This is a genomic window from Streptomyces sp. 1331.2 (genome assembly GCF_900199205.1).
In the GTDB taxonomy this organism is placed as follows: Bacteria; Actinomycetota; Actinomycetes; order Streptomycetales; family Streptomycetaceae; genus Kitasatospora.
In genome coordinates, this window is sequence record NZ_OBMJ01000001.1 from 2,661,021 (window position 1) to 2,683,665 (window position 22,645).

At 73.4% G+C, this 22,645-nt stretch carries 18 protein-coding genes; 6 read left to right on the forward strand and 12 right to left on the reverse strand.

Annotation, left to right across the window (positions count from 1 at the left end):
* The first annotated feature begins 110 nt into the window (after positions 1–110).
* Positions 111–866, forward strand: a complete 756-nt coding sequence (locus CRP52_RS11145; RefSeq protein WP_097236252.1) for a TetR/AcrR family transcriptional regulator — start codon at positions 111–113, stop codon at positions 864–866.
* 61 nt (positions 867–927) lie between these two features.
* On the opposite strand, the gene CRP52_RS11150 is transcribed toward CRP52_RS11145, so the two are convergent.
* The 8 genes from CRP52_RS11150 to CRP52_RS11185 form a co-directional block, all read right to left on the reverse strand.
* Positions 928–1,779, reverse strand: a complete 852-nt coding sequence (locus CRP52_RS11150) for a fumarylacetoacetate hydrolase family protein (protein ID WP_097236253.1) — start codon at positions 1,777–1,779, stop codon at positions 928–930.
* A gap of 194 nt (positions 1,780–1,973) precedes the next feature.
* The gene (locus CRP52_RS11155; protein WP_097236254.1) at positions 1,974–3,185 is read right to left on the reverse strand and encodes a serine/threonine-protein kinase; all 1,212 of its coding nucleotides are present in this window, start codon (positions 3,183–3,185) and stop codon (positions 1,974–1,976) included.
* Positions 3,186–3,325: 140 nt separating this feature from the next.
* A complete protein-coding gene (locus tag CRP52_RS11160; protein ID WP_097236255.1) occupies positions 3,326–4,315 on the reverse strand; it encodes an ABC transporter substrate-binding protein in 990 nt (329 codons plus the stop codon).
* Positions 4,316–4,381: 66 nt separating this feature from the next.
* A complete protein-coding gene (locus tag CRP52_RS11165; RefSeq protein ID WP_097240004.1) occupies positions 4,382–5,134 on the reverse strand; it encodes an amino acid ABC transporter ATP-binding protein in 753 nt (250 codons plus the stop codon).
* A gap of 26 nt (positions 5,135–5,160) precedes the next feature.
* Positions 5,161–6,156, reverse strand: a complete 996-nt coding sequence (locus tag CRP52_RS11170; protein ID WP_097236256.1) for an amino acid ABC transporter permease — start codon at positions 6,154–6,156, stop codon at positions 5,161–5,163.
* A gap of 10 nt (positions 6,157–6,166) precedes the next feature.
* Entirely contained in the window at positions 6,167–7,114 is a 948-nt protein-coding gene (locus CRP52_RS11175; RefSeq protein ID WP_257032415.1) for an ABC transporter substrate-binding protein, read from the reverse strand.
* Between the two features lie 61 nt (positions 7,115–7,175).
* Positions 7,176–7,667 carry a GNAT family N-acetyltransferase gene (locus CRP52_RS39425; protein ID WP_097236257.1) on the reverse strand — a complete coding sequence of 164 codons (492 nt, stop codon included), beginning with the start codon at positions 7,665–7,667 and terminating at the stop codon, positions 7,176–7,178.
* Positions 7,664–8,824, reverse strand: a complete 1,161-nt coding sequence (locus CRP52_RS11185; RefSeq protein ID WP_097236258.1) for an LLM class flavin-dependent oxidoreductase — start codon at positions 8,822–8,824, stop codon at positions 7,664–7,666. The genes CRP52_RS39425 and CRP52_RS11185 overlap by 4 nt, the downstream gene beginning before the upstream one ends.
* 649 nt (positions 8,825–9,473) lie before the next feature.
* On the opposite strand from CRP52_RS11185, the gene CRP52_RS11190 reads away from it, so the two are divergent.
* Positions 9,474–10,457: an amino acid ABC transporter permease gene (locus CRP52_RS11190; protein ID WP_097236259.1), complete on the forward strand. Its 984-nt coding sequence runs from the start codon at positions 9,474–9,476 to the stop codon at positions 10,455–10,457.
* Positions 10,454–12,385 carry an FAD/NAD(P)-binding protein gene (locus CRP52_RS11195; protein ID WP_097236260.1) on the forward strand — a complete coding sequence of 644 codons (1,932 nt, stop codon included), beginning with the start codon at positions 10,454–10,456 and terminating at the stop codon, positions 12,383–12,385. Before CRP52_RS11190 ends, CRP52_RS11195 begins: the two co-directional genes overlap by 4 nt.
* A gap of 57 nt (positions 12,386–12,442) precedes the next feature.
* Here the strand turns inward: CRP52_RS11195 and CRP52_RS11200 are convergent, their stop codons facing one another.
* Complete coding sequence (locus CRP52_RS11200; RefSeq protein ID WP_179852759.1) at positions 12,443–14,320, reverse strand: serine/threonine-protein kinase; 1,878 nt, start codon at positions 14,318–14,320, stop codon at positions 12,443–12,445.
* A 258-nt stretch (positions 14,321–14,578) separates the two neighbouring features.
* On the opposite strand from CRP52_RS11200, the gene CRP52_RS11205 reads away from it, so the two are divergent.
* Positions 14,579–16,858 (forward strand): FdhF/YdeP family oxidoreductase, encoded by a 2,280-nt coding sequence (locus CRP52_RS11205; RefSeq protein ID WP_097236262.1) that lies wholly within the window; start codon positions 14,579–14,581, stop codon positions 16,856–16,858.
* Positions 16,859–16,939: 81 nt separating this feature from the next.
* On the opposite strand, the gene CRP52_RS11210 is transcribed toward CRP52_RS11205, so the two are convergent.
* Positions 16,940–18,502 carry an NlpC/P60 family protein gene (locus CRP52_RS11210; protein ID WP_097236263.1) on the reverse strand — a complete coding sequence of 521 codons (1,563 nt, stop codon included), beginning with the start codon at positions 18,500–18,502 and terminating at the stop codon, positions 16,940–16,942.
* Between the two features lie 333 nt (positions 18,503–18,835).
* Here CRP52_RS11210 and CRP52_RS11215 point away from each other — a divergent pair, with 333 nt between their 5' ends.
* Together CRP52_RS11215 and CRP52_RS11220 are read left to right on the forward strand one after the other, a co-directional pair.
* Positions 18,836–20,017, forward strand: coding sequence for an inorganic phosphate transporter (locus tag CRP52_RS11215; RefSeq protein ID WP_097236264.1), 1,182 nt, complete (start codon positions 18,836–18,838; stop codon positions 20,015–20,017).
* Positions 20,018–20,043: 26 nt separating this feature from the next.
* Positions 20,044–20,292: a hypothetical protein gene (locus CRP52_RS11220; protein WP_097236265.1), complete on the forward strand. Its 249-nt coding sequence runs from the start codon at positions 20,044–20,046 to the stop codon at positions 20,290–20,292.
* Positions 20,293–20,407: 115 nt separating this feature from the next.
* Here the strand turns inward: CRP52_RS11220 and CRP52_RS11225 are convergent, their stop codons facing one another.
* Positions 20,408–21,964: an MDR family MFS transporter gene (locus CRP52_RS11225; RefSeq protein WP_107474893.1), complete on the reverse strand. Its 1,557-nt coding sequence runs from the start codon at positions 21,962–21,964 to the stop codon at positions 20,408–20,410.
* 177 nt (positions 21,965–22,141) lie between these two features.
* Positions 22,142–22,591, reverse strand: a complete 450-nt coding sequence (locus CRP52_RS11230; protein WP_257032416.1) for a MarR family winged helix-turn-helix transcriptional regulator — start codon at positions 22,589–22,591, stop codon at positions 22,142–22,144.
* Between the last annotated feature and the right edge of the window lie 54 nt (positions 22,592–22,645).

Sequence of the window (22,645 nt, forward strand, 5' to 3'; positions counted from 1 at the left end):
GTGCCCGCTGCGGCCGCCGCTCCGTGCCCGCACACCTGCGCACCGACCCGCGGAAATCCGTTCGGACGCGACAGGATCCGATCCGTCCGACGCCCATTACGCTGACCGCCATGGAAGACCGCCCCACCCCGGCAGCCGACCAGGTGCCCGCCCCGGCCGTACCGGACCTGCGCCCGCGCCGCACCGGCTACCGGCGGCTGCCGGTCCAGCAGCGGCGCGAGCAGCTGATCGCGGTCGCCCTGGAGCTGTTCGCGTCCCGGCCGCCCGAGGAGGTGAGCCTGGACGACGTCGCCGAGGCCGCCGGGGCCTCCCGCCCGCTGGTCTACCGCTACTTCGCGGGCGGCAAGCAGCAGTTGTACGAGGCCGCGCTGCGCACCGCGGCCGAGGAGCTGACCGGCCGCTTCGCCGTCCCGCTGACCGGGACGCCGTCCGAGCAGCTGGCGGCCGTGCTGGACGGCTACTTCGCGTTCGTGGCCGAGCACGACGCGGGCTACTCGGCGCTGCTGCGCGGCGGTTCGGTGGTGGAGACGGCCCGCACCTCGGCGATCGTGGACGACGTCCGGCGGGCGGCGCTGCGCCGGACGCTGCGGCACCTGGGCGTGCGGGAGGCCGGGCCGCGGCTGACGCTGCTGGTGCGCTCGTGGATCGCGGTGGTCGAGGGCGCCTCGCTGAGCTGGCTGGACGAGGGGCGCGCGCTGCCCGTGAGCGAGCTGCGCGACTGGCTGGTGGACCAGTTCACCGCGATGGCGGCGGCGACGGCGCTGCACGATCCGCAGACGGCGCAGGTGCTGGCCGGGCTGCTCGCGCTGGAGGGCCCGGACGCGCCGCGGGCCGCGCGGCTGCGGGAGGTCCTGGAGCCGCGGTGAGGCTCCCGACGAGCGGTGGTGAGGCTCCCGACCCCCGTGCCAAGGGTCGGGGCTCAGCCGGTCACGCCTTGCCGAGCACCTGGCGCTGGCGGCCGAGGCCGTCGATCTCGATCTCGACCACGTCGCCCGGGACGAGGTACGGCGTGCCGGGGCGGCCCAGGGTGACCCCGGCCGGGGTGCCGGTGACGATCACGTCGCCGGGCTCCAGCACCATGAACTGGCTGGCGTAGCGGACCAGTTCGAACACCGGGAAGATCATCTCCGCGGTGCTGCCGTGCTGCCGCTGCTCGCCGTTGACCCAGAGCCGCAGCGACAGGGCCTGCGGGTCCGCCACCTCGTCGGCGGTGACCAGCCAGGGCCCGAGCGGGGTGAAGGTCTCCGCCGACTTGCCCTTGTCCCACTGGCCGCCGCGCTCGAACTGGAAGGCCCGCTCGGTGACGTCGTTGGCGATCGTGTAGCCGGCGATCACCGCGGCGGCCTGCTCCGGCCCCTCCAGGTAGCGGGCCGTCCGGCCGATCACCACGGCCAGCTCGGCCTCGTAGTCGGTCTTCTCGCCGCCGCGCGGCACCAGCACCTCGTCGTACGGGCCGACCACGGTGCTGCTCGGCTTGAGGAAGATCACCGGCTCGTCCGGGATCGCCGCCCCGGCCTCGGCCGCGTGGTCGCGGTAGTTGAGCCCGATGCCGACCACCTTGCCCGGGCGGGCCACCGGCGCGCCCACCCGCTGCCCGGCCAGGTCCACCACCGGCAGGACGCCGGCGGCCACGTCCCGGGCCAGCGCGACCGGGTCCAGCCCGGCCAGGAACTCCCCGTCGAGGTCGCGGGCCCGCCCGGAGAGGTCGTACGCGGTGCCGTCCTCGCCGAGGACGACCGGGCGTTCGGCGCCCTCGGGTCCGACGCGCAGGAGCTTCATCGATCCTTCACCAGCCTTTCGTCGCAGCTCACGGGGGCGGTACGCGACCGCTCCCGGGTCCGGCAACGAGGTATACCAACGCCCCGGGTGAGCCGACCAGACCGTCCCGATGGGCGAAATCCTCCCGATTCCCACCAGGGGCCGGGCCCCGGCTCGGGTGGCTGCACGGTTGACAAGCGTTCCGGCGCGGCCGCTCAGCCGGCCTGCGCGCCGACGTCGAGCAGCGCCGCCAGGCTCAGGGCGCGCGGCCGGCCCGGGCCGAGCCGGGCTACCTCCCGCTGCCAGTGCCCGAGGTCGCGCCGCGCGTCCGCCCGGGCCTGCCGGTCGGCGCCCGGCGCCTGCGTCAGCTCGTCCAGCAGGGCGACGGCCGCGCCCGGGCTGCCGTCCCGGGCCAGCCAGAGCGCCAGGTCGTGGCAGGTGCGCAGGGTGCGAGGGTCGGCCGGGCCGCAGATCCGGGCGAATTCGGGGACGAGCGCGGCGAGGATCTCCACCGCCTGCGCCGGTTCGCCCGCCGCGCCGTACTGCCAGGCCCGGTCGGCCCGCCGGCGCAGCTGCTCCGCGGTCGGGTCGCCGGGGCCGAGCATCCCCGGCCGGACGGCGCGCAGCCGCTCCAGCACCTCGGCGGCGTCGGCCGGGCGGTCCCCGGGCTCCTTGGCGAGCAGCGCGGCGACCAGGTCGGCCAGTGCCGGGTCCTTGCTGCGCACCCGGGCCGGGACCTCGTCCAGGTGCTTGTGGATGTACTCGGCGACGGAGGCGGCGCGGAACGGGCGCCCGCCGGTGCAGACCTCGTACAGCATGACGCCGAGCGCGTAGAGGTCGGCCCGGCCGTCCACCGTACCGCCGGACCAGCACTCGGGCGCCAGGTAGGGGACGGTGCCGACCACGTTGCCGGTGGAGGTGAGCCGGACGGTCTGGGTGACCAGTCGGGCGATGCCGAAGTCCAGGACCTTGGCCCGCTCCCCCTCGTCCGCGATCATCACGTTCTCGGGCTTGATGTCCCGGTGGACGATGCCCGAGCGGTGCGCGGCGTCCAGCGCCTTGCACACGTGGCGCATCCAGCGCAGCGCCTTGGCGTGGTCCGGCGGCCCGCCCCTGAGCACCTCGGACAGCGCCCGGCCGCGGACCAGCTCCATCACCAGGTACGGGATCTCCCCGGAGCCGGCGGCCGTCCGCCCGTAGTCGTACACCGTCACGATGTGCGGGTTGCTGAGGCCGCCGGCCGTCCGGGCCTCGCGGACGAACCGGGCGACGGCCTCCCGGTCGGTGGCGTGCTCGGCGAGCAGGACCTTCACGGCGACCTGCCGGCGCATCTCCTGGTCGGTCGCCCGCCAGACCACGCCGAAGCCGCCCCGGCCCAGTCGCTCCTCCAGTCGGAAGCGACCGCCGAGCACGTCGCCCTCTTCCATGCCGTCCCCCAACTCGACCGCGCCCGCCCGGCGTTCGCCGTCGGAGGGGTCACCTTAGCGGCGGTCGGGGACGAACGGGTGAACGGGCCCGGGCCGGGGCTTGCGGACTTCGCCACGGCCACGGGCAACCGCGGCTGCGACTACGGCTTGGGCTTGGGCAGGCCGGGCGGGTTGATCTCGGAGGACTGCACGGCCTCGCCCTCCAGGCCCCAGCGCTTGAGCACCTGCGCGTACGTGCCGTTCCTGATCGTCTCCTCGACCGCCGCGTTGAGCGCCTTGACCAGCCCGTTGTCCTTCCTGGTGGTCGCCGCGATCTTGCCGAGGACGTCGGCGCCGCCGCCCGAGTAGGTGCCCGCGATCTCGGTCTCGCCGCTCTGCACGACGTGGAAGGCGAGGCTCGGGTTGGGGCCGACGTAGACGTCGATCCGGCCGGAGGAGAGCGCCAGGTAGAACTCGGGGCCCTGGAAGTACTTGATGTCGATCGACTTGAGGCCGTTGCGGACGTTCTCCTCGCTCCAGGAGATCAGCAGCTTCTCCTGGTTGGTGCCGCTGGCGACGCCGACGCTCCGGCCCGCGAGGTCCTTGGCGCCGGCGACCTTGAGGCCGCTGCCCTTCTTCGCCTCGAAGCCGAGGATGTCCAGCCGGTAGGTGGCGAAGTCGTACTTCTCCTTGCGCGCCTCGGTGACGGTGATGTTGGACAGGCCCACGTCGTACTTGCCGCTGTCCAGGCCGACGAAGATGTTCTCCCAGGAGACCGGGTTGAACTCGACCTTGAGGCCGAGCACGTTGCCGATCAGCGTGGCGATGTCCGGCTCGACGCCGATGATGGTCTTGTCGTCGTTGGCGTAGAAGTCCAGCGGCGGGGTGGTGCCGAGGGAGTCGACGACGGTCAGCGTCCCCTTCTTTCTGATCTCCTCCGGGACGAGCGCCGCGATCGCGTCGACTTTGGGCGTGCTGACCCGGTTCTGGTTCGGCGACAGGTTCACCACCGTGCCGTTCGGCGCGGTGCTGCCCTTGGCCGGGGCGAGTTCCGCCGCGGCGCCCGTGGTGCCGCTGCCGCAGCCGGCCAGGGTGAGGGCGGCGGCGAACGCGGCGGCGGCGGTCACGAAGGCGCGACGGGGTAGGGACATGGCGGAACTCCTGCTCGGTGAAGGGGACTTGAAGGGGGCTGGGGCTGGGGGCTGGGGGGACGGGGCTCAGAGGACCTTGGCCAGGAAGGCCCGGGTGCGCTCCTGCTGCGGACGGTCCAGGACCTCGACCGGCGGGCCCTGCTCGACCACCACGCCGCCGTCCATGAAGACCACGGTGTCGGCGACCTCGCGGGCGAAGCCGATCTCGTGGGTGACGACGATCATCGTGGTGCCGCTGCGGGCCAGGTCCTTGATGACGTCCAGCACCTCGCCGACCAGCTCCGGGTCGAGCGCCGAGGTGGGCTCGTCGAACAGCAGCACCTTGGGCTCCAGCGCCAGCGCCCGGGCGATCGCCACCCGCTGCTGCTGCCCGCCGGACAGCTGCCGGGGGTAGGCGTCCGCCTTGTCGGCCAGCCCGACCCGCTCCAGCAGCGCCAGCGCCGTCGCCCTGGCCTCGGCCCGGGACCGGCGCAGCGCGGAGACCGGCGCCTCGACCAGGTTCTCCAGCACGGTGAGGTGCGGGAACAGGTTGAAGTTCTGGAACACGAAGCCGATGTGGGTGCGCTGGCGCAGCACCTCGCGCTCCTTGAGCTCGTGCAGCCGGTCCCCGGAGCGCCGGTAGCCGATCAGCTCGCCGTCGATGGCGACGTGGCCGCGGTCCAGCTTCTCCAGGTGGTTGATGGCACGCAGCAGGGTGGACTTGCCGGAGCCGGACGGGCCGAGCACCACGGTCACCGAGCCGGCCGGCACGTCGAGGTCGACCCCGCGCAGCACCTCCAGCCGGCCGAAGCTCTTGTGCAGGCCGCGGACCTGCACCATCGGGGCGGCCTCGGTCAGGGTCGTGGTCACGGTTGTCCTCCGGTGGTGCGGGCGGCGGCGGTACGGGCGAAGGCCCGCAGCCGCTGCAGCGGGGTGGGCGGCGGGGTGTGCTGCGCGCCGCGGGCGAAGTAGCGCTCGACGTAGTACTGGCCGATCGACAGCACGGTGGTCAGCACCACGTACCAGACGGTGGCGACCATCAGCAGCGGCACCACCCGGCCGGTCCGGCCGTAGATGACCTGGGCCTGGTAGAAGAGCTCGCCGATGGCCATCACGTAGACCACCGAGGTGCCCTTGAGCAGCGAGATCACCTCGTTGGCGGCGGCCGGCAGGATGCCCCGCATGGCCTGCGGCAGCACGATCCGCCAGGCCTGCCGCCACCGCGGGATGCCGAGCGCGGCGGCGGCCTCGCGCTGGCCGGCGTCCACCGCGATGATCCCGCCGCGGATGATCTCGGCGGCGAACGCGGCCTGGTGCAGCCCGAGGCCGAGCACCGCGGCGCCGAGTGCGCTGAGCACGCCGACGGTCTCGACGTCGCCGAAGGTCGGGCCGAACGGGATGCCGATCCCGAACCGCTTGTACAGGTAGGAGAGGTTGAACCAGAACACCAGCTGGACGATCAGCGGGATCGAGCGGAACACCCAGACGTACGCCCAGGCGATGGCGCGCAGGATCGCACTGCGGGACAGCCGCATCGCGGCCACCCCGGCGCCGAGCAGGAAGCCCAGCACCGTGCCGTAGGCGGTGAGTTCGAGGGTCCGGCCGATCGCCCGGAGGATCGTCTCGGCGGTGAAGTAGACCCGGAAGGTGGCCCAGTCCCAGCCGGGGTTGGTGGCCAGGCCGTGGGCGAACTGGGCGAGGACGACCAGGGCGGCGGCCCCGGCCGCCCAGCGCCAGGGGTGCCGGGCGGGGACGGTCCGCAGGCCGTCCAGGGCGTCGAGGTCGACGGCGGCCGCGCCGGCGGCCGTGGCCTCGGGTCTCGGACGGGCGGGGGCGGACGGTACGTGGGTGCTGACGGTCATCGGAACTCCTTCACGCGTGCTCGGGCGGGCTGATCTGCGACTCCTTGATCGCCGAGTCGGCGACCCCCCACTTGCGCAGGATCCGCTCGTACGTCCCGTCCTTGATCAGCTGGTTGACCGCCGCCTGGAAGGCCGGGGTGAGCTTCGAGCCCTTCTTGAAGGCGAAGCCGACGTCCAGGCGGTGGAACTCGCCGAGGAAGCGGGTGCCGGAGGCCTCCTGCGCGGCCTGGTGGCGCAGGCCGTTGATGGTGGACATCTCGATGTCCACCCGCCCCTGCTGGAGGCCGGTCAGCAGCGCGCCGCTCTCACTGAACGCCTTGACCTCGTACGGCTTCTTCCCCGCGTCGGTGCAGACGTTCCGGCGGCTGTTGAGGGTGGTCTCGAAGGTGGTGCCGGCCCCGGTGCCGACCGTCAGGCCGCACAGCTGGACCAGGTCGGTGATCGGCTGGATCGCGGTGTTGTCCTTCTTCACCGCGAAGCCCTGGCCGTCGTCGATGTAGGTGACGAAGTCGATGGTCTTCAGCCGGGCCGTGGTGACCCCGAAGTTGCCGGTGCCGACGTCGAACTTCCCGCTGTCCAGGGCCGGGAGGATGGTCTCGAACGCGGCCTCCTGGCGCTGCACGGTCAGGCCGAGCACCTTGGCCACCGCGTCGGAGAAGTCCACGTCGATCCCGGCGGGCTTCTTGCTGACCTGGTCGGCGTAGAACGCGCTGGGCGGCGCGCCGAAGGACGAACCGAACGTGAGCGTGCCGGCCTTGCGGACCTCCTCCGGCAGCAGGGCGGCGGCGGTCTCCGACTTCGCCAGGCCGGAGACGACGTCCTCGGTGGCGGTGGCGGCCGGGCCGCCCGCCCCCGCCGCACCCGCGATCTTCGGGTCCGAGCCGCAGGCGGCCAGCGCCAGGACCGGCAGCAGGGCGGTGGCCGCGAGCAGGCGGCGGCGGACGGTGGTGGCTCTCACGGGGTGCCTTTCGGACGGCTTTCAGGGAGCGGGACTTCAGGGAGCAGGACTTCAGGGAGCTTCAGGGGACGAGGGCGGGCAGTCGCTTCTCGAAGGGCAGCGAGCCGATGGTCAGGGGGTCGGCGGTGAGGTCGAACAGCGGCGTGTAGCCGGCCGCCAGGTAGAGGCCCCTGGCCTCGGGCTGGCGCGGGCCGGTGGTGAGGTGGAAGCGGGTGTAGCCGGCCGCGGCCGCCGTCCGCTCCAGCTCGGCCAGCACCCGGCGGGCCAGGCCGCGGCGGCGGTGGGCCGAGTGCGTCCAGACCCGCTTCACCTCGGCGGTGCGCTCGTCGTACCGCTTGTACGCACCGCCGGCCACCGGCTCGCCGTCCTCCAGCAGGAGCAGCAGCACGCCGTGCGGCTCGGCGAAGGCCTCGGCCGGGTAGCGGGTCATCTCCCGGTACCCCTTCGGGCCGTACCGGGTGACGTACTCGTGGGTGAGCTCGCGCAGCAGCGGTTCGACCAGCGGGTCGTCGATGGCCACCCGGCGGAACCCGGTCAGCGGTGCTGCGCTCACGCCTGCACCGCGATCAGCTGGTGGCGGTCGCGCTCGGCCCGCTCCTCCCGGGCCGCGCGCTCGGCCTCGGCCTTGGCGGCGTCCCGCTTGGCGACCTCCTCGCGGACGATCGGGATGACGTACCGGCCGAAGTCGATGGCGTCGTCCAACAGGTGGTAGCCGCGCGCGGAGAGGATGTCCACGCCCAGGTCGTAGTAGTCGAGCAGCGCCTGGGCGACCGTCTCCGGGGTGCCGACCAGGGCGTTGGAGTTGCCCGCCCCGCCGGTGGCCGCGGCGGTCGGGGTCCACAGCGCGCGGTCGTAGCGCTCGCCGGCCTCGGCGATCTCGATCAGCCGCCGGGAGCCGGTGTTTTCGGGTGTCACAGTCTCGGGGGTCTCCGGGCGGTCGGCGCCCCGGCGGGCCCGGATCGCGGCCACCGTCCGGTGCGCCTTCTCCCAGGCCAGCTCCTCGGTCGGCGCGATGATCGGCCGGAACGCCACCTGGATCCGCGGCACGTCGGTCCGTCCGGCGGCCCGCGCCGCCTCCTTCACCCGCTCGATCTGCTCGGCGGTGCGGGCCAGCGGCTCGCCCCAGAGGCAGTAGATGTCCGCCTCGGCGCCGCCGGCCGCGTAGGCCGCGTCCGAGGAGCCGCCGAAGGAGACCGCCGGGCGCGGCTGCTGCACCGGGAAGACGTCCGAGACGAAGTCGTTGAAGCGGTAGTGCGGGCCCTCGTGGTCGAAGGGCTCGTGGCTGGTCCAGGCCCGCTTCACGATGCCGATGTACTCGCGGGTGCGCTCGTAGCGCTGGTCCTTGGTGAGGAAGTCGCCCTCGCGCTGCTGCTCGTGGTCGTTGCCGCCGGTGATGAAGTGCACGGTCAGCCGGCCGTCGCTGATCCGGTCCAGAGTCGCGAAGGTCTTGGCCGCGAAGGTCGGGTAGGAGACGTTGGGCCGGTGCGCCAGCAGGATCTGCAGCCGGTCGAGGTGCGAGGCGAGGAAGGCCGCCGCGGCCGCCGGCTCCGGGGCGCCGGCGCCGTACGCGAAGAGCACCCGGTCCCAGCCGTGGTCCTCGTGCGCCCTGGCCAGCCGCAGGGTGTAGTCGCGGTCGAAGGCGGCGGTGGTGCGGGCGGTGGTCTCCGAGCCATCGCCGGTGGCGGCGATGCCGAGGAATTCGACGGGCATGGCGGGACCTTTCGGGTGAGCGGGATCCGGCGGGCTGCGGGCGGGCAGACCGGGGCGGCGGCCGCGGTGGGGCGCGGCCGCCGGGCATGAGGGTGACGCGGAGCGGGTGCAGGGCGGGCGGGAGCTGCTGGAGCGCAGTTGCGGAGCAGTGCGGAGCCGGCGATGACAGCGAAGCCTGACGTGCCGTCGGGTACGGACGGCGGATCCCGGCCCGCGGCGGGGCAAACCGAGGGAGGACTCCCCGAAGGGCGAAGGGCCGAGGAAGGTCAGGGCCGGACGGACGGCCGCTGTCGGGTCAGCCGCGACACGCCGCGGACCACACCCGACCGAAGTCGATGTGGTCGCGGGTGACCAGGGGCTGCTCGGCGTACATGGCCTCAAGTTGAGCAGCCGCCCGAGCCGTCCGTCAACCACCCCTCATTGCCGCACTGTTGCGATCTCCTGTCACTTTTCCGACAGCCGTCGAACGAACGCTTCCGCCCCTCGGGCCACCCTTGACAGCCATTGATCGTGCATGCGTACGATCGCCGCGGAGTGCAGTGCAACCGTGCCGGACGCGTTGAGGGACGCGGCCCGGCCCCCTCGTACGTGACCACCGCCGTACCCGCCCGCCGCACTCCCGTCCGCACTTCCGCCAGGAGCCTCCGCCATGGCCACCCCGCAGGACGTCCTGCCCTCCCCCTCCACTCCCGACCCGTCCGCTCCCGATCCCTCCGCCCTCGACCGCTCCGCCCCGCCGCCCGGCCCCGAGGCCCGGATCGTCGCCCGCCGCAAGCCCGGCCAGTGGATCGCCGCCGCCGTCGCGCTGCTGCTGGCGGCGATGGCGGTCAACTCGCTGATCCGCAACCGGGCCTTCCAGTGGAACGTGGTCGCCGACTGGTTCACCGCCCGGTCCGTGCTGAACGGCCTCACCCTGACCCTGTGGCTGACGGCCGTCACCCTCGCGCTCGGCTTCCTGCTCGGCACCGTCCTCGCCACCATGCGGCTGTCCACCAACCCCGTGCTGCGCACGCTCAGTTGGGGCTACATCTGGATCTTCCGCTCCACCCCGCCGCTGGTGCAGCTGCTGTTCTTCTTCAACATCGGCGCGCTCTACCCGACACTCGGCCTCGGCATCCCCTTCGGCCCCGAGTTCGTCACGGTCCGGACGGTCAACCTGATCGGCCCCACGCTGACCGCCGTCATCGGCCTCACCCTGCTGGAGACCGCGTACGCCGCCGAGGTGATCCGCGGCGGCATCCTGTCCGTGGACCGCGGCCAGCTGGAGGCGGCGGCCGCGCTCGGGATCGGGCGGTGGCGGGTGCTGCGCCGGATCATCGTGCCGCAGGCGATGCGCGCCATCGTGCCGAGCGCCGGGAACATGCTGATCGGCGCACTCAAGGGCACCAGCATCGTCAGCGTGCTGGCCGTCTCCGACCTGCTCTACTCGGTGCAGCTGGTCTACCTGCAGTCGTACCGGGTGATCCCGATGCTGATGGTCGCCACCCTCTGGTACCTGGTGGTCACCACCCTGCTGTCCATCGGCCAGTACTACGTGGAACGGCACTTCGCCAAGGGCGCCACCCGCGACGGCCTGCCGCCCACCCCGCTGCAACGCGCCCGCGCGGCCTACCGCCGGGTGGTGGGAGCATGACGACGACCCTCGTGATCGTCGGCGCCGGCCCCCGCGCGACCGGACTGCTGGAGCGGATCGCCGCCAACGCCGCCGAACTCCTGCCCGCCGAACGCCCCTTGGCGATCCACCTGGTCGACCCGTACCCGCCGGGCGCGGGCCGGATCTGGCGCCACGACCAGCCCCCGCTGCTGCGGATGAACTCGATGGCCGAGGACGTCACCATGTTCACCGACGAGCGCTCCACCCTCGACGGGCCGGTCCGCCCCGGCCCCTCGCTCGCCGAATGGGCCGTCCGGCAGGAGGAGTTCGCGCCCTACCGGGAGGTCGCCGACCCGGCCGTCCGGGCCGAACTGCGCACCCTCGCTCCCACCGACTTCCCCACCCGCCGGGCCCAGAACGCCTACCTGGACTGGGTGTTCCGCCGCGCCGTCGCCGACCTGCCGCCCCATGTCGAGGTCTCCGTCCACCGGGACACCGTCCGGCGGATCGACGGCCCCGCCGACGGCCCGCAGACCGTCCACCTCGGCAACCGGACCCTCACCGCCGACCACGTCACCCTCGCCCTCGGCCACCTCGACTCCGCCCCGCACCCCCGGCACGCCGCCGACGCCGACTTCGCCGCCCGGCACGGCCGCTTCCACCTCCCGCCCGCCTACTCCGCCGACGTGGCCGCCGAACTGGCGCGCATCGCCCCCGGCGAGCACGTGGTGCTGCGCGGCCTGGGCCTCGCCTCGGTCGACCTGGTCGCCCTGCTCACCGAGGGCCGCGGCGGCCGCTTCGAACCCGCCGGCGCGGGCGACGCCCTGCGTTACCACCCCTCCGGCCGGGAGCCCGTGCTCCACCTCGGCTCCCGGCGCGGCGTCCCGTACCACTCCAAGACCGGCTACCGGCTCCAGGGGCCGCCACCCCCGCTCCCCCGGTACTTCGACGCCGCCGCCGTGGACGCCGTGCTCGCCACCGAAGGACCACTGCAACTGCGCCGCGACTTCTGGCCGTTGATGGCCAAGGAGATCGCCTACGGGCACTACCACGAGCTGTTCCACGCCCACCCGGGGCGCACCACCCTGCCCTGGCCCGCGTTCCTGGCCCGCTACGACCGACACGACTGGTACAGCCCCGAACTGGCCGCCCTGGTCGCCGAAGCCGTCCCCGACCCGGCCGACCGGATCGACTTCGAACGCCTCGACCACCCGCTGGCCGGCCTCGAACTCGACTCCGCCGAGGAGCTCCAGGCCCACCTACGCGCCTACGTCACCGCCGACGCCGACCGCCGCGCCGACCCCGCGCACAGCGCCGACCTCGGCGCCTTCCTCGCCCTGCTCTCACTGTTCGGCCAGCTCCCCCGGGTGGCGGCGAGCGGCCGGCTCACCGCCCGCTCGACCGCCGAGGAGCTGGACCAGTGGTTCTTCGGCTACTTCAGCTTCCTCGCCTCCGGCCCGCCCGGCTTCCGGCTGCGCCAGCTGCTGGCGCTCTCCGAGGCCGGGGTGGTGCGCTTCCTCGGCGCCGGGGTCCGGGTCGACCGGGACGAGGCCACCGGCACCTGGCGTGCCTCCGGCACCACCGTGCCCGGCCACACCGTCACCGCGACGGCGCTGGTCGAGGCGTACCTGCCCAAGCACGCGCTGGCCCGCACCCTCGACCCCGTCCTGCGCGAACTGCACCGCACCGGGCGGATCGTGGAGGAGGTGGTGGACGACCCGGACTACACCCACCGCTCCGGCCTGGTCACCACCGCCCCGGCCGACGGCCGGCTGCTGGACCCGGCCCTCGGCGGCACCCCGCACCCGCGGCGCACCGCGCTCGGCCCGCACACCAGCGTGCGCACGGCCGCCGCCTTCGCCCGCCCGCGCACCAACGCCCCGGTCTTCCGGCAGAACGACGCGGTCGCCCGGGCCCTGCTGCGGGCGCTGGCCGCGCTGCCGACGGCACCGGCGCTGGCGGCGTGAGCGTGGTGGCCGCGTTCAGGGCTGCGGCCACGGCCACGGCTACGGCTACGGCTACGGCTACGGGCCGAAGATCTCCGCCACCAGGTCCTCGTCCGAGACGTGGTCCGGCGCCTCGAACACGAGGTCCGCGACGCCCTTGAGGCCGACCCCCCGGTCCAGCGCGTCCATGCAGGCCCGCGCCTCCTGCTCGTTGGCGAAGTCCCAGACCCGCAGCCGCCGGACCAGCACCAGCGCCTGGATCGGGTTCATCCGCGGCGAGCGGCCCCGGCGCGCGCCGCCCGACCCCTTGCGGCCGGCCTGCGCGAGCTGCTGCTGGTAGCCGGTCAGGTCCTGCCAGGCCTGGACGGTGCTGGGGTGGCGGTCCCCGAGCGCCCGGGCGAGGTCCGGCAGCAGCCCGTGCAGCTGGACCACGGCACCCTGCAGGTCGCCCCGGTTGGCGTGGTGCAGGGCGAGGTCGTGCCGGGCCTTCAGGACGCGGGCGTCGTACGGGCCCCAGACGGCGTGCAGATCGGGCAGCAGCTCGGTCATCAGCCGGATCGCGGTGACCGCCGAACCGCTCTCGCCGATGCACCACACCAGGTGGTACCGGGCGCCGAGGGTGTCCTCGTCCGCCGGGCCGAGCGCCGAGCGCATGTCCTCCACCACGGTGGACAGCAGCCGGATCGCGCCGTCCAGGTCCCCGGCCCGGCTGAGGTACCACGTGAAGTCCCGCCAGGTGCACAGGGTGTCCCGGTCGGTGGCGCCGAGCACGGTGACGCACTCCTGGGCGATCGTCTGGAGCCGGATCGCCGACTCGCCCGCGGTCGCCGCCCGGTAGGCGGCCGAGCGGCGCTCGCGCAGCGCGGCCCGGCCGGCGTCGGCGGGCGCCGTGGCGACCACCGGCGGCGTGGTCAGCGGCGACAACACCGCCGCGGCAGCCGGCGGGGCAGCCGGCGGAGCGGGAGGAACGGTCGGCGGAGCGGGCGGAGCGACGGGCGGAACGGTCGGCGGAGCGGGCGGAGCGACGGGCGGAACGGTCGGCGGAGCGGGCGGCACCGGCGGTACCACCGGCGCGGCCTGCTCCACCACCGTCGGCGCCGCCACGACCCCCGCCCCGCCCGCGGGCCACCCCGCCAGCTCCCCGAGCCGGCGCTCGACCGTACGGGCGTCCACCGGCCGGTTCGCCGGGTCCTTCGCCAGCAGCTCCGCCACCAGCCCGGCCACCTGCGGCGGCAGCCCGAACTGCGCCGGATCCAGCGCCGGGGGCGGCTCGTTGAGGTGCTGGTACATCAGCACCGGGGTCGAGTCCCCGCCGAACGGCCGTGCCCCGGTGAAGAGTTCGACCAGCACGCAGCCGAGCGCGTAGAGGTCCGCCCGGCCGTCCACCCGGCCGCCGGTCCACCGCTCGGGCGCCATGTACGCCGGGCTGCCGACGATCGTGCCGGTGGTGGTCAGCCCGCCCACGCCGGTGTCCAGCTGGGCGATGCCGAAGTCCAGCACCTTCAGGTGCCCGGCGTCGGTGATCATCACGTTGTCCAGCTTGATGTCCCGGTGCACCATGCCCGCGTCGTGCGCGGCGGCCAGCGCGCCGCTGATCTGCCGCCCCCAGCGCAGGCTGAGCGCGGGCCCGGGCAGCCCCTCGCGCAGCACCTCGGTCAGGGTGCGTCCGGTGAGCAGTTCCATCACCAGGAAGGTGACCTCGCGGTCGGCCACCTCGCACTGGCCGAGGTCGTGCACGGTGACGATGTGCGGGTGCGACAGGTTGCCGGCCGCGCAGGCCTCCCGGACGAACCGCAGGGCCGCCTTCGCCTGGTCGCCGCCGTGGTGCCCGATGACCTTGACCGCCACCGGCCGGCGCATCCGGGTGTCCTGGGCCCGCCACACCACTCCGAAGCCGCCCTGGCCGAGCTTCTCCACCAGCTCGTACCGGCCGTCCAGGACGTCACCGACTCGCACGCGCCCTCCCCTCCCCTGATGAACGCCCAGACTCTACCGACGACCCCACCTCCCCCTCCCCCCGCCTGCCGCCCCGCCGCCCCCGCACAGCGGCCCCCTCCGCCCGTCCCCGCCCCGCGCTCCTCTCGTCACCTCCCACCGCCCCCGCGCAGCGGCCCCCTCCGCCCCTCCCCCCGCCTGCGGCCAGGTGGAAGGATGGGCACCGGGCCCCGCGACGGTGCGGGCGGCCCGCAAAGGCAGAGCCCGAGGAGCGCAGTCATGGCCAAGCAGGCCCCGCAGAGCGATCCGGCGCAGGACGCCCCCGAGGTGTCCGCGCCCCAGCACGCTGCCGCCGGGCTGCCCGCCGTCGGCCACAGCCTGCGGATGGCCGCCGAGCAGATGGGCCCCCGCCGTACCCTCGCCACCCTGCTCAAGGTCAACCAGCCGAACGGCTTCGACTGCCCGGGCTGCGCCTGGCCGGAGCCGGACAAGACGCACACCGCCGAGTTCTGCGAGAACGGCGCCAAGGCCGTCGCCGAGGAAGCCACCGAGCGCCGGATCCGCGCCGAGTTCTTCGCCGCCCACCCGGTCGCCGAGCTGGCCGAGCGCTCGGGCTACTGGCTCGGCCAGCAGGGCCGGCTCACCCAGCCGATGCTCCTCGACGAGGGCGCCACCCACTACGCCCCGGTCTCCTGGGACGACGCCTTCGCGCTGATCGCCGAGGAGCTGCGCGCCCTGGACACCCCGGACGCCGCCGCCTTCTACACCTCGGGCCGCACCAGCAACGAGGCCGCCTTCGCCTACCAGCTGTTCGCCCGCCGGCTCGGCACCAACAACCTGCCGGACTGCTCCAACATGTGCCACGAGTCCTCCGGCTCGGCCCTCACCGAGACGCTGGGCGTCGGCAAGGGCAGTGTCAGCCTCAAGGACCTCTACCAGGCCGACCTGATCATCGTGGCCGGCCAGAACCCGGGCACCAACCACCCCCGGATGCTCTCCGCCCTGGAGCGCGCCAAGCGGGCCGGCGCCACCATCGTCAGCGTCAACCCGCTGCCGGAGGCGGGCCTGGAGCGGTTCAAGAACCCGCAGAACGCCCGCGGCCTCGTCGGCCACGGCACCAAGCTGACCGACCTGTTCCTGCAGATCCGCCTGGGTGGCGACCTCGCGCTGTTCCGTGCGCTCAACCGGATCGTCCTGGAGCAGGACGGCGTCGACCACGACTTCGTCGCCGCACACTGTCACGGCTTCGAGGAGTTCGAGGCGCAGGCCCGCAAGACCGAGCGGGACGAGGTGCTCGCCGCGACCGGCCTGCCCTGGGAGCAGATCGAGGAGCTCGGCCGGCTGGTGCTGGCCTCGAAGAAGATCATCGTGTGCTGGGCGATGGGCCTCACCCAGCACAAGCACGCCGTCCCGACCATCCGCGAGGTGGTCAACTTCCTGCTGCTGCGCGGCAACGTCGGCCGCCCGGGCGCCGGGGTCTGCCCGGTTCGCGGACACAGCAACGTCCAGGGCGACCGGACGATGGGCATCTTCGAGCGCCCCGCCAAGGCCTTCCTCGACGCGCTGGAGAACGAGTTCGGCTTCGAGCCGCCGCGCGAGCACGGCCTGGACTCGGTGGACACCATCCGCGCGATGCGCGACGGCAAGGTCAGGGTGTTCTTCGCGATGGGCGGCAACTTCGTCGCGGCCACCCCGGACACCGAGGTCACCGAGGCCGCGATGCGGCGCTGCCGGCTGACCGTGCACGTCTCCACCAAGCTCAACCGCTCGCACGTGGTCACCGGTGCCCGCGCCCTGATCCTGCCCACCCTCGGCCGCACCGACCGGGACGTCACCGGCGCCGGCGCCCAGTTCGTCAGCGTCGAGGACTCGATGGGCCAGGTCCACGCCTCCCGCGGCGGCCTGCGCCCGCCCGCGCCCGGCCTGCTCTCCGAGACCGCGATCGTCTGCCGCCTCGCCCGCGCCGTCCTCGGCCCCCGGGACACCATCCCGTGGGAGGACTTCGCCACCGACTACGACACCCTGCGCGACCGGATCTCCCGGGTCGTCCCGGGCTTCGCCGACTTCAACGAGAAGGTCCGCCGCCCCGGCGGCTTCACCCTCCCGCACGGCCCCCGCGACTCGCGCACCTTCCCCACCGCGACCGGCAAGGCGAACTTCACCGTCAACCCGCTGACCGCCCCCGAGGTCCCGCCGGGCCGCCTCCTGCTGCAGACGCTGCGCTCCCACGACCAGTACAACACCACCATCTACGGCCTCGACGACCGCTACCGCGGCATCAAGGGCGGCCGACGCGTCGTCCTGGTCAACCCGGCCGACGCCGCCGAACTGGGCCTGGCCGAGGGCCAGTACGTGGACCTGGTCGGCGAGTGGAAGGACGGCGTCGAACGCCGCGCCCCGCACTTCCGGGTCGTCCACTACCCGGTGGCCCGCGGCGGGGCGGCGGCCTACTACCCCGAGACCAACGTCCTGGTCCCGCTGGACTCCACCGCCGACATCAGCAACACGCCCACCTCCAAGGCGGTCGTCATCCGCTTCGCCCCCGACAGCGGCGAGTAGGCACCCCGGCTCCGAACGCACGAAGGCCGCCCCACGTCCGAGGACGTCGGGCGGCCTTCGTCGCGTACCGCGCCAGAGGCGTCAGTGCAGCAGCGAACCCAGCGGCAGCGTCGCGGTGGCGCTGCCCGGGGCCGTGGCGCCGGTCGAGCGGGTCCCGCTCGGGGTGCCGGCCGGGCTCCCCGTACCGGTGCCGGTCGGAGTCCCGGCAGGTGTGCCGGTCGGCGTGCCGGTCGGGGTCCCGGTGGGCGTGCCGGTCGGGGTCTGCGTCGGCGTCTGCGTCGGCGTGCCGGTGCCCGAGGGAGTGCCCGTCGGCGTGCCCGGGTCGGTCGGGGTGCCGGTGCCGCCGGGCGTGCTGGGCGTGCCGGTCGGCGTGCCCGGGTCGGGGGTCGGCGTCGCCGGGGTGCCTGCGGCCGGCGGGGCCGGCACCTGGCCGGCCGGGCTCGGGGCGATCGGCGTGACGGTGTCCCAGCCGGACGGCAGGTCGGGCACCTTCCAGGCGCCGCCCGCGTCGTCGGCCGTGCCGGACGGGTCGGGCCGGACGGCGCCGAGGATCGCCATCGAGCCGATCGGCGACACCTTGATGAACGCCCCGGGACGCGGCGCCTGCACGATCAGCCCGCCGCCGATGTACATCCCGACGTGCGAGGCGTCCTGGAAGTAGATGACCAGGTCGCCGGGCCGCAGCTGGTTCAGCGGGACGTGCGGCAGCTGCGCCCACTGCTCCTGACTGGTGCGCGGGATCGGCTTCCCGGCGTGCAGCCAGGCCTGCGAGGTGAGGCCGGAGCAGTCGTAGGAGTCCGGCCCGATGCCGCCCCACAGGTACGGCTTGCCCAGCTGGGCCAGCGCGAAGGCGACCGCCGCGCGCCCCTGCAGCGAGGGGGTGCGCTCGCCCTTGCCCAGCGCACCGGAGGCGAGGAAGGCGAGCTGGGCCTCGTCGGCCTTGGCCTTCTCCAGCTGCTCCAGTTCGGTGCGCTGGGCGCCGGTCAGCGAGGCCACCATCTGTTCGACGGAAGCGAGGTCGGCGGCGGCCTTGGCCTTGGCCGCGTCCTGCTGGGCGACCAGGGTCTGGGTGGTCTTCAGCACTTCCTCGGTCTGCTTCTTCAGCCCGTCGAGCGCGTCCCGGTCGGCCTTCAGCTTGTCCAGGAACTCCGACTGCGAGCGGCTGGCCGCGGCGAGCAGTTCGGCGATGGTGACCGCCTCGTACGGGTCCTTGGAGAGCAGCAGCTCGGCGTAGGCGGAGGCGGCGCCGTTGCGGTACTGGGCGGCGGCGAGCTGCGAGGCGATGTCGGTGCCGGCGTCGACCTGCTTCTGCTGGCGTTCCAGCCGGCCCTGCAGGTCGGTGAGCGCGCTCTGCTGCTCGGCGACCTTGGCCACCGTCCCGTTGTACTGCTCGGTGGCGGCCTCGGCGCCCTGGTAGAGCGCGTGCAGCTGGTCGAGGAGCGGGCCGAGGGTGGCCTTGGCGGCGGCGAGCGGGTCCGAGCCGGCGACGGCCGTGCCGGTGCCCGGGTCGGGTGCCGCCCAGGCGGCCTGGGCCGCGGCCGGCAGGGCGAGTGCGGCGGCCGCCAGGACGGCTCCGCAGCGCAGGGCCGCCCGTACCCAGGGGCGTACGCCTGCCGTCTCCGCTCGCTGTGCAGCCCCGCCCATGGGTTGGTCCTCCCCGCCCGTGCCCTGTCCCGGTCTCCCGGATCCCGCAGATCCTCCCACGGGTTACTCGGCGGAAACAGAGCGCGTGCGGACCGGGAGGTTAATTCTCGATTGATCTGTGAGACAGGTCTCAGCAAACCGGACCGAAGCGGGGCGTTCTTCACCAATGCCCAGCTCAGCGCGATCAAGGTCACCCTGAGGAAAGCTGATGGTCACCGCCAGTCAACCATCGGAACCACGATTCCCGGCTCAGTTCACCTTCCGTTTACCAAGCAGACCTACGGTCGCGAACGACACCAACGTCCGTGCGACAACTACGACGATTGTTTGGGTATGGAACACATCTCGTTCCTGGTAGCCGTTGTGATCATCACGGCGCTCGCCTTCGACTTCACCAACGGGTTCCACGACACCGCCAACGCGGCCGCCACCGCGATCGCGACCGGGGCCCTTCGTCCGAAGGTCGCGGTCACCATCGCGGCCGTCCTCAACTTCGCGGGCGCGTTCCTCTCCGTGAAGGTCGCCACCACCATCTCCGGCGGCATCGTCAACGAGAAGGCCGGAGTCCATCCCGAGATCATCTTCGCCGCCCTGGCGGGCGCGATCCTCTGGAACCTGCTGACCTGGCTGCGCGGCCTGCCGTCCAGCTCCTCGCACGCCCTGTACGGCGGCCTGATCGGCGCCACGATCGTCGGTGTCGGCATGAACGGCGTCAACTTCGACACCGTGGTCACCAAGATCATCATCCCGGCGGTCGCCTCCCCGCTCGTGGCCGGCCTGGCCTCCTGGGGCGCCACCAAGCTGGCCTACGCGATCACCCGCAAGGGCCGCGAGGCGAGCACCGAGAAGGGCTTCAAGACCGGCCAGATCTTCTCCTCCTCGCTGATCTCGCTGGCGCACGGCACCAACGACGCCCAGAAGACGATGGGCATCATCACCCTGACCCTGGTCTCGGTCGGCGCCCTGCCGCACGGCGCGCTGCCCCCCACCTGGGTCATCGTCTCCGCGGGCGGCGCGATCGCGCTCGGCACCTACATGGGCGGCTGGCGGATCATCCGCTCGATGGGCAAGGGCCTGGCGGACATCGGTCCGCGCCAGGGCTTCGCCTCCGAGTCGGCCGCCGCGACCGTCATCCTGACCTCCTCGCACATGGGCTTCGGCCTCTCCACCACCCAGGTCTGCTCCGGCGGCATCATGGGCGCCGGCCTCGGCGGCCCGAAGGGCGAGCTGCGCTGGAGCCTGGTCCGCCGCATGGTCTACACCTGGGGCCTGACCCTGCCGGCCGCCGCCCTGGTCTCCGGCGGTGCGGCCCTGCTGGCCGAGCAGGGCACCTGGGGCATCGTCCTGGTCGGTGCCGTGCTGGTCGCCGGCTCCGGCGCGATGTGGCTAATGTCCCGCCGCCAGCCGGTCGGTGCGGACAACGTCAACGACATCCACGACGTCACCCCGGTCGAGGTCGCTCCGGCCGCCGCCGTGAACGCCCCCACCCCCGCCTCGACCACGGTCGCGGCCTGAGCGCCGCCGACTGAGGAGCACTCACCATGCACATCAAGTGGAACGCCCTGGCCCAGACCGCCGGTGTCAGCTTCGGCGTCACCGTCGCCGTGGTCGCCGTCTTCGCACTCGGCATCCTGGCGCTGTCCCGCCGCGAGGCCGCGCTGACCGCCCGTGAGGGCGAGGGCGCCCAGCCCTCGGCCGGCGGGAAGCTGGCCCTGGCCGGCGCGTACACCTGCTTCGCGCTCTGCGCCGCGGCCGTCGTCTACGGCCTGTCGCTGATCGCCGGCAAGTAGGGCCGGTCCGGCTCTGCCGCCCGCACCGCCCGCGCACGACGCAACGGGCCGGGGAGTGTCTGCACACTCCCCGGCCCGTTCGCGTATCCCGTCGCCGGTCGCGACGTCCCGGCGGTCAGTTCTCCTGGGTGGTCTTCAGCGCGGTCTCCCGGATGAACAGCACGGTGACGAAGGCCAGCGCCGCGAACGGGGCGGCCCAGAGGAAGACGGTGCCCACGCCGTGGCCGAAGGCGTCCGTCACCAGCGGCACGATCGGGGCGGGCAGCTTGTGCAGGTCCGGGATGCCGCCGCCGGCCGCCGCGTGTCCGGCGGGAATGTGCGCGGCGGTCAGGTTCTCCGCCAGGTAGTGGCCGACCTTGTTGGTCATCAGTGCGCCGAGCGCGGAGACGCCCATCGCGCCGCCCATGGTGCGGAAGAAGGTGACCACCGAGCTGGCCGCGCCGAGCTCGTGCCGGGGCACCGTGTTCTGCACCGCGAGCACCAGGTTCTGGCTGGTCAGGCCGAGGCCGACGCCGGTGATCGCCATGTAGACGGAGAGCAGCACGTAGTCGGTGTCGGCCCGGGCGGTGCCGAGCAGGCCGAAGCCGACCGCGAGCAGCGCGGTGCCGGCGACCAGGTAGGCCTTCCACTTGCCGTACTTGGTGATCAGCCGGCCGGCCACCGCGGAGGAGACGGCCAGGCCGAGGATCATCGGCAGGGTCATCAGGCCGGCCATGGTCGGGGACTTGGCGCGGGCCAGCTGGAAGTACTGGCTGAGGAAGGTGGTCGCGCCGTACATCCCGACGCCGACCAGCACGCTGGCGATGGCGGCCAGGGTGACGGTGCGGTACCTGAAGAGGTCCGGCGGGATGATCGGCTCGGCGGCGCGGCGCTCGACCACGACGGCCAGCGCACCCAGCAGCAGGCCGCCGCCGACCATGGCCGTGGTCTGCCAGGACAGCCAGGCGTAGTTCTTGCCGGCCAGCGTGATCCAGATCATCAGCAGGCTGACCGCGGCGGTGATGACCAGCGCGCCCAGGTAGTCGATCTTCGCCTTGCGCTTGACCACCGGCAGCTTGAGGGTGCGCTGCACCACGACGATCGCGGCCAGCGCGAACGGGATGCCGACGTAGAAGCACCAGCGCCAGCCCAGCCAGGAGGTGTCCACGATGACGCCGCCGATCAGCGGGCCGCCGATGGTGGCGAGCGCGAAGACCGCGCCGAAGTAGCCGCTGTACCGGCCGCGCTCGCGCGGCGGGACCATCGCGGCCAGGCAGATCTGGCCGAGCGCGACGACACCGCCGGCGCCGACGCCCTGGAGCGCGCGGCAGGCGATGAGCTCACCGGTGTTCTGCGAGAGGCCGGCCAGTGCGGAGGTGGCGATGTAGATCAGCAGGGCTATCTGCAGCAGCAGCTTCTTGCTGGCGAGGTCGGAGAGCTTGCCCCAGATCGGGGTGGAGGCGGTCAGGGTGAGCAGGGCCGCGGTGATCACCCAGGTGTAGGCGGACTGGCCGCCGTGCAGGTCGGCCAGGATGTGCGGTAGGGCGTTGGAGACGACGGTCGAGGAGAGCACGGCCACGAACAGGCCGAGCAGCAGGCCGGAGAGCGCCTCCATCACCTGCCGGTGGGTCATCTGCCGGGTGTCGTCGGCGGCGGCGGAGGTGCCGCTCGCAGTCTCTGTGGTCACGGTCATCTGGGTCCTTCGGCGCCGGCGTGCGGGATACGCGCATCATGAAATTTCGTTGCCTTAAGCAACCATAAGACGGGATGGTTGAATAACGCAACTTTCCTCAAGGGCAAGTAAAGGGCCCGCACCGCGGACCCGGTCACCGCACCGAAGACGCCCTGCTCACCGCCGAGGCCGCCCGGCTCACTCGGCCGGCGCCTCCCCCAGGACGTCATTGAAGCGGCGCAGCAGTTCCCCGAAGCGGACCACGTCCTCCGCCACCCAGCCGCCGATCATCTCCCGCACCCGCCCCATCCGGACGTCCCGGGCGGCCAGGTAGCGCCGCCGCCCCTCCTCGGTCAGCGAGACCAGCGCGGCCCGCCGGTCCAGCGGGTCCGTCTCCCGGGCGACCAGGCCCAGCTCCTCCAGCGCCCGGATCTGCCGGCTCACCGTCGCCTTGCCCACCGCGAAGTGCACGCCGACGTCCGTCACCCGGACCCGCCCGGCCTGCTCGATGTAGCCGAGCATGCTGTACGCCATGCCCTCCAGGCCGGGGTGCACCCGGCGTGAGAGTTCCGCCACTCTGGCCCGGCCCCGCCGGAACATCAGCGCGACCTCGCGCTCCACCGCCACCAGGGCTTCCTCGTCGCTCACCGCGCCAGTATCGCGCAGCGGCACCGGCCCGCCCGCGGTGCGGAGGGTGCGACA